The sequence below is a fragment of the Anaeromusa sp. genome (assembly GCF_028691475.1).
Lineage (GTDB): Bacteria > Bacillota > Negativicutes > Anaeromusales > Anaeromusaceae > Anaeromusa.
This window is the reverse complement of record NZ_JAQUZF010000120.1, coordinates 2371-6936: the sequence shown is the minus strand read 5'-3', so window position 1 is coordinate 6936 and position 4566 is coordinate 2371. Positions and strand designations below refer to the sequence as shown.

Sequence of the window (4566 nt, the reverse complement as noted above, 5' to 3'; positions counted from 1 at the left end):
GAACCAGCAGCCGATCCGAACGCCAAGATGAACCCGGACGATATCGCCGCTCTCTTTGCGTCCATGCAAGGCGAGCCGGAGAAAGCGGAAGAGCCTCCTGTCGCAGAAGCTGCGCCCGAAGCGACTCCTGCTGCACCGTCAGCCGATCCGAACGCCCAAATGAGCCAGGACGACATCGCGGCGCTCTTGGCCTCCATGCAAGGTGAACCGGAAAAAGAGGAAGAACCTCCTGTCGCAGAAGCTGCAACCGAAGCGCCTCCTGCCGCACCTCCAGCTGACCCAAACGCCAAGATGAACCAAGACGACATTGCAGCACTCTTGGCCTCTATGCAAGATAATGAAGAAAAAGCAGAAACTCCGGCAGGTCCTGAAGCAGAAAACGAAACGTCCGTCCCCGAGGCAGCACTACCTACAGAGCCTTCATCAACAGATCCAGAAACCGGAAAAAGCATGTCCCAAGACGAAATTGAAAAGCTTCTTTCCGATTTGGGGCCGCTCGATCAATCAGAGCAAGAAGCGACTGCCGAAGCGACGCCTAAACTGGATGATACTCAACCAGTGCCTATCTTGCCCGACGCAGCAGCCGCTGCTGTTGAAGCGGCCGTTGAGGAAACGTCATCCTCAACTCCGTCTCTCCCAGGACGCTTCGCTGCCTTCTTAGTTCTACTTAAAGCACAGTTTGCAAAACTGCCTTTTCGCAAACGCGCTGCTGCGCCGGAAGCCCCAGAAGCAACCCCAACCAAGAGCAAAGCCACCGCTATCTCCGCCGGTGAAGAAGACGACACAAGCGCCCGCAAGCTCAGCTTCAAGGCGATCGCGGCCACAACCTTGCTTTTACTGCCGCTGGTAGTCCTCGCAGGCTACTATTTAGGCGTAAAGCAGCACGGCCCGGATGACGCCGCAACGCTGGCGCCCAAGGAAGCGCTGTCCCAAAAAGGCGTCTCTTTCAGTCAACAATCCTTTGTCGAAAACGCAGAGCGCGGCAATTTGGCCGTAGCCGGACTTTTTCTAGAAGCAGGCATGTCGCCGGAAGTATTCCGCGCCTTTGACGGCTACACACCTCTGATTGCCGCCTCCGAATCGGGCCGCCTGGCGACAGTGGAACTTTTGTTGAACCACGGCGCCAATGTAAATGCCATTGATAAAGACAAACAAACCGCGCTTATGCGCGCGGCTGCAGCCGGCCGACTTGATGTCGTGCGTCTTTTAATTGACCGCGGCGCCGACCTATCCCGCAAAGACAAATTAGGTCAAACCGCCTTGCGCTTAGCTGCCAACCGCAACCAAGGAGCTGTTGTGCAATGGCTTCGTTCGCTCAATGCGCCGGACGAAGGTCCAGCCGCCGGAACACCGCCGGCCCCGCCTCCGGAACTAGCAACAGCGAAGCCCTCCAACGTACCGGACAGCCAAATTGCTCCGTCATTGCTCTTGGCAAACGGCCAAGCCGGTCCCATAAAAATCGGCTTGGGCTTGGCTGGCATTCGCAGCGCCTACCCGGAAGCCAAAATCAGTCCCGATGAAATCTACATCGGTGATCGCCGCTATCAAATTTTGAATATCTATCCAGACCCGCGCGATACTACCCCGGCGCTTTCTATCACCCTCAGTCCTTCCCGCTCCGTTTTGAGCATCGACGTCTATTCCTCTACGTTCCGCACCACTAAAAACATCGGCGTCGGCTCCACGCTAGGCGAGCTGCGCCAAAGCCATACGTTGAAAGCGATTCGTTATATGGACGGCTCGTTCCTTGCTACTGCCAGCGATACTAATGTTCTCTTTGAGCTTGGAGTTTCTGTCGAATCATTGCCCACGGAGTGGCTGCAAGGCAACCCCGAAAACACCTTGCCTAACAACCTCAAAATCAGCCGCATCATCGTGCAGCAGTAAGGCATAGGGAGAGTAAACAAGAGTCGTGAGAGTCACGGAGGGCTCGCACGAGGGTTACGGGGCATGATGTTTTTAATGAAATTTTCAGCGCTTCTCCTACGTACCCTCCCGTGACTCCGATTCTCTTGTTCACTATCATTTAGCAAAAAAGAAAACCCCTTGGCAAAAGCCAAGGGGTTACATTGCAACTATATTCAAGCTTGAATGTCGAGGTTTTCTCCCAGACCAGGAATAGCCGGCATCAGCATATCCAATTCACGGCCAGCCTGTTCTGTGCCATTATCCATGGCTTTTTTCATAATGGAAATTCCAACTTGGTCCTGAACTCGACTTTGACTCATCGACATGGACAAAAGAGCGATATCCATTCGCCACCTCCTTACTGTCCAACAACATCTTCCTACTATTTATTATACCATAATCACCCCTTTAAATTCACTGTCTTTTTCGGAGGCTATTTATTATGAACACAATTACTTTGCCTATCGGCTGGGATACGCTGCAGCTTTGGATGCTGCCTGCAGCGATCATCCTTATTTCTCTTTTAACGGGCATCTTGCTCAACCGCTTGGTATCGCAGCGCTTGCGCGCCATTCCTCTTTCCGAGTCCATGGAGCAGGCCCACGAGCTTTTTGTCCATGCTTTTCGCGGCATCCCCATTCTCTGGTCCCTCATGGGCGGTATTTATCTGACTACACGCACCGTATCGCTGTCCACGAATATCCAGCAGTTTTTAGCCAGTGCGCTTTTAGCCCTGGTTTTGCTCTCCGCTACGTTAGTAGCCGCCCGCATTGTCGGCGGTTTAGCCACCCTGTATGCTAAACGCGCCCAAACCATTCTACCTACCACTTCCATCTTGGTCACGATTGCCGAAGTGTTCGTATTCCTCCTCGGCGCCCTAATCACCTTAGAATCATTGGGTATTTCCATTACGCCCATTCTCACCGCCTTAGGCGTCGGCGGCTTAGCCGTGGCTCTGGCCCTTCAGGATACCTTGGCCAACCTCTTCGCCGGTCTTAGCATTTTATTCTCCCGCCAACTCCGTCCTGGCGATTATATTTGCCTCAGCACTAAGGAAGAGGGCCATATTAGCGACATCAACTGGCGCAGCACCACCATCCGCACGCTCAGTCAGCAGACTGTCATCATTCCCAACGTCAAAGTCGCCCAATCCATTATTACCAATTATTCCTTCCCCAGCCCCCAATTATCCGTCGTCATTCCCGCTTCTGTCGCCTATGACAGCAATCTGGAACAAGTCGAGGCAATCACGCTGGAAGAAGTCAACGCTGTGCTGCGCGAAACCATGGAATCGCCGCCGCAAGAAGAACCGTTGATTCGTTTCCACACCTTCGGCGATTCCGGCATCGCCTTCAACATTATCTTTACCGTACATGAGTACAGCGAGCTTTCCCCTTTACGGCACGCTTTAATTAAGCGCTTGATTAAGCGCTACCGCCAGGAAGGCATTGTCATTCCTTATCCTACCCAGGAAGTATATCTGAAGAATCATTAACAGCAGGCGCGTTTTATCTCGCCCTTGCATTTTCTTTTTCTAGGCGCTATACTAGATAAGTCAAGTTGGCAGTTGCCGCTTGAACCTTCTGCTCCGTTCCGTTGAAGCGGGGCCATCAGTCCAAAGGAGGTGATTTCGTGAGAAAGTACGAAGTCATGTTTATCATCAAGTCGCAGGAAGAAGAAGCTACCAACGCTGTCATTACCAAGTTCGAGAACCTGATCAAGAACAACGGTGGTGAAGTCGTCAAAATTGACCGTTGGGGTAAAAAACGCCTGGCGTACGAAGTGAAGAAGAATCTCGAAGGTTTCTACTGCCTGATCCACTTCACTGCAGAACCCGCCGTCGTTGCTGAACTCGATCGTGTACTGAAGATTACTGAAGACGTTATCAAGCACATGATTGTCAAGCAAGAGGCATAATCCAGGAGGAACATCATGAACAAGGTGATACTGGTAGGTCGTCTCGCCCAGGATCCGGAAGTGCGTTATACCGCTACCGGCAAGGCCGTCGCCACATTCTCGCTGGCTGTCAGCCGCCGGGTTGGGCAAGGCCAAGAAAGCACTGACTTTATTCCCATCGTTTCATGGGAGAAGCTGGCTGAAATCTGTGGCAACAATCTCACCAAGGGCCGTCGTATCCTCGTTGAAGGCCGTCTGCAAATTCGTTCTTACGAAGCGCAGGATGGGCAGAAACGTCGCGTCGCTGAAGTTATCGCACAAAACATTGAATTTCTTGACAGCAACCGCGCACCGGGTACTTCCGGTGAAAGCAGCGCTGCTGGCAACAGCCAAAACAATCAAAGCAGCAATCAGCAAGACGGCTTCGGCTTCGGGCCAAGTATCCCTGAAGAAGACATTCCATTTTAAAGGGGGTTTCAGCAGTGAGACGGGAAAGAGGCAGAAAACCGAAAAAGAAAATTTGCAGCTTCTGCGTGGATAAAGTGACCAGCATCGATTACAAAGATATCGTGAAATTGCGTCGCTATACCACCGAGCGTGGCAAAATCCTTCCCCGCCGCATCTCCGGCAACTGCGCCAAGCATCAGCGTCAGCTGACTTTGGCCATCAAACGGGCGCGTAACATCGTCCTGTTGCCCTTCACGGCGGAGTAAGAACTACTTATAAGAAAACCCGGCAGCGTTTACGCAGCCGGGTTTTTTA

The 4566-nt window shown here is 52.5% G+C and carries 6 protein-coding genes; 5 read left to right on the top strand and 1 reads right to left on the bottom strand.

Annotated features, from left to right (window positions below):
* Positions 1 to 1887 (top strand): ankyrin repeat domain-containing protein (locus PHF27_RS12335; protein ID WP_300070536.1); only part of this gene is annotated, 1887 nt, incomplete at its 5' end.
* A 194-nt stretch (positions 1888 to 2081) separates the two neighbouring features.
* Here PHF27_RS12335 and PHF27_RS12330 read toward each other — a convergent pair.
* Positions 2082 to 2255, bottom strand: a complete 174-nt coding sequence (locus PHF27_RS12330) for a YjfB family protein (RefSeq protein ID WP_300070533.1) — start codon at positions 2253 to 2255, stop codon at positions 2082 to 2084.
* A 95-nt stretch (positions 2256 to 2350) separates the two neighbouring features.
* On the opposite strand from PHF27_RS12330, the gene PHF27_RS12325 reads away from it, so the two are divergent.
* From PHF27_RS12325 to rpsR, 4 genes are all read left to right on the top strand, one after another.
* A complete protein-coding gene (locus PHF27_RS12325; RefSeq protein ID WP_300070531.1) occupies positions 2351 to 3403 on the top strand; it encodes a mechanosensitive ion channel family protein in 1053 nt (350 codons plus the stop codon).
* 137 nt (positions 3404 to 3540) lie between these two features.
* The gene (gene rpsF, locus PHF27_RS12320) at positions 3541 to 3825 is read left to right on the top strand and encodes a 30S ribosomal protein S6 (RefSeq protein WP_300070528.1); all 285 of its coding nucleotides are present in this window, start codon (positions 3541 to 3543) and stop codon (positions 3823 to 3825) included.
* A 15-nt stretch (positions 3826 to 3840) separates the two neighbouring features.
* Complete coding sequence (locus PHF27_RS12315; RefSeq protein ID WP_300070526.1) at positions 3841 to 4272, top strand: single-stranded DNA-binding protein; 432 nt, start codon at positions 3841 to 3843, stop codon at positions 4270 to 4272.
* A gap of 14 nt (positions 4273 to 4286) precedes the next feature.
* Entirely contained in the window at positions 4287 to 4517 is a 231-nt protein-coding gene (rpsR, locus tag PHF27_RS12310) for a 30S ribosomal protein S18 (RefSeq protein ID WP_018701594.1), read from the top strand.
* Positions 4518 to 4566 lie beyond the last annotated feature (49 nt).

Excerpts from the sequence above, each read along its gene's own strand:
- PHF27_RS12330 (WP_300070533.1), bottom strand. The coding sequence starts at position 2,255 with ATGGATATCGCTCTTTTGTCCATGTCGATGAGTCAAAGTCGAGTTCAG.
- PHF27_RS12325 (WP_300070531.1), top strand. The coding sequence starts at position 2,351 with ATGAACACAATTACTTTGCCTATCGGCTGGGATACGCTGCAGCTTTGG.
- PHF27_RS12315 (WP_300070526.1), top strand. The coding sequence starts at position 3,841 with ATGAACAAGGTGATACTGGTAGGTCGTCTCGCCCAGGATCCGGAAGTG.